Annotated in this window: 2 protein-coding genes; both read left to right on the forward strand. The window is 42.5% G+C overall.

Going from position 1 to position 2,048, the window contains the following annotated elements:
• The first annotated feature begins 179 nt into the window (after positions 1-179).
• A complete protein-coding gene (locus Q8M62_RS19995; RefSeq protein ID WP_304902631.1) occupies positions 180-764 on the forward strand; it encodes a DUF6088 family protein in 585 nt (194 codons plus the stop codon).
• Entirely contained in the window at positions 706-1,713 is a 1,008-nt protein-coding gene (locus Q8M62_RS20000; RefSeq protein WP_304902632.1) for a nucleotidyl transferase AbiEii/AbiGii toxin family protein, read from the forward strand. The genes Q8M62_RS19995 and Q8M62_RS20000 overlap by 59 nt, the downstream gene beginning before the upstream one ends.
• Positions 1,714-2,048 lie beyond the last annotated feature (335 nt).

Genomic DNA, 2,048 nt, shown 5'->3' on the forward strand with positions numbered 1-2,048 from the left:
TCAGACTTGCCTGCCGCTAGGTAGGTTTATCTACCACAAGGTAGACTGCTTTCAATCTGGATTCCAGATTCCCTTGAAGTCAATCCTGAAGTCCTGAAAATAGATTTTCTGCCTCCTAAATGCATGAATTCTTAATAATAAAATTGACAAAATTAATATCTGTGATATCTTTGTTTATTATGGATACCCTAAGAAAACTCAAGCGCCATTTGCGACGTGGAAGCCTCTATCGCCGCTCTGATCTGGAGCGGTGGTCAAATTCCGTGGATCGACATTTGAAACAGTTGTTAACCGATGGGACATTACAAAAAATGTCTCAAGGAGTCTATTACTACCCAAAAGAGACGGTATTTGGATTTGCTCCGCCGGATGAAGCCGCTTTGGTTCGATCCTTTTTGAAGGATGATGAGTTTTTGATCACCTCCCCTAATGCCTATAATTCATTGGAGGTTGGGACAACCCAACTTTACAACAAGCGGGTGGTCTATAATCATAAGCGGCATGGTGAGTTTGATCTAGGTGGTCGGAAATTCTTTTTCCACATGAAGCCTAAGTTCCCTAAGAACCTAAGCACTGAGTTTTTGCTGGTCGATTTGGTCAATAACTTAGACTCATTGGCAGAAGATAAAGAGATGGTTCTATCCAAGGCAAAAGAGAAAGCCAGAAAGCTAAATCCCGCTAAATTGAAGCGTGCGGTTTTAGCATATGGCGGATCCAAAGCCAAGAAAGTATTTTCATCTGTTTTTGAAGGGCATCATGCCTGATCAATACTTAAATGAGCGAGAGGATTTCATTGATCTTCTCAGAATTCTTGAGCAGGAAACTGGCATTCAAATCCAGTTAATTGAGAAGGATTACTGGATCATGCATGTCCTACATGGCTTGAAAAAACAAGGGTTTGAGTTTGAGCTAAAAGGCGGTACATCCCTATCCAAGGGATATCAGATTATTCATCGGTTTTCTGAGGATATCGATATTCATATCAAAGCCCCAGCTCACCTAAATGTAAATGAAAACCCTAAAAATGATAAGCTCAAAGCCGTCCAATCTCGTAAAGACTTTTATGATTGGCTTGCAAAAAACATCCGGATTGACGGGATCATAGATGTGAAAAGGGATACGGCCTTTGACGATACAGACAAATACAGAAGTGGAGGCATTCGCCTGTTTTACGAATCCAAAGTAGGAAATCTTGAAGGTGTAAAAGATGGTATTCTTCTGGAAGCGGGCTTCGATACGGTAAAGCCTAACAAGAAGCGCTTAATCAGCTCATGGGCCTTTGAAAAGGCCTCAGGTAATACGAAAATTAGTATCATAGACAACCGAGCCGTAGACGTTGCTTGCTACCACCCAGGCTATACATTTGTGGAAAAGCTACAGACGGTAGCCACCAAATACAGGCAGGAACAGGAAACAGGTGAGAAAAAAGTCAACTTGATGCGTCAGTACTATGACCTTTACTGTCTTCTCCAAGTTCCTGAGGTTTTGGAGTTCATTGGCACCGAAGGCTACATTGAACACAAAAAAGCCCGCTTTCCCAAAAAGGACTTCGATATTCCTGTTTCTGAGAATGAAGCTTTTTTGCTGAGCAATCCTAAACAAAGAACTGAGTTTGAATTGCGCTATAAGGGTACTGAAGCTTTGTATTATAAAGGACAGCCTGCATTTGGACTATTACTGGAAAGATTAAAATCAGTAGTAGTAGATTTATAAAAGTTAAACAGTACCTGCCTTCAGAGTAAATCCCCACGAACTACTCTTTTTACCCGATGTGATCAAAAAAAACTCCGATTGTTCCGCTCTTCCGCTTTCGGGTAAAATATCCCATCAGAGTGACCGATGAATAGCGCGGGGTTTTAACGCCGGGAAATAAGATTCACGCTGGTTTCGCCGCCGTGAGTGCCCGTCCGCCGTGGAGGATCTCCACTCAGGGCTGAATCCACGCTCGATATCCTGCTACTCGCTGTCCTGTTTCTCTTCCGATATTTCGATCGGGACTGGACTTGAATTCTTTGCGACTTACCGCCTTTGCGAGAAATCCTAACACC

The organism is Algoriphagus sp. (assembly GCF_030694375.1).
Taxonomy (GTDB): Bacteria; Bacteroidota; Bacteroidia; order Cytophagales; family Cyclobacteriaceae; genus Algoriphagus.

Coding starts and splice junctions, on each gene's coding strand:
- Q8M62_RS19995 (WP_304902631.1), top strand. CDS start 180: ATGGATACCCTAAGAAAACTCAAGCGCCATTTGCGACGTGGAAGCCTC.
- Q8M62_RS20000 (WP_304902632.1), top strand. CDS start 706: ATGGCGGATCCAAAGCCAAGAAAGTATTTTCATCTGTTTTTGAAGGGC.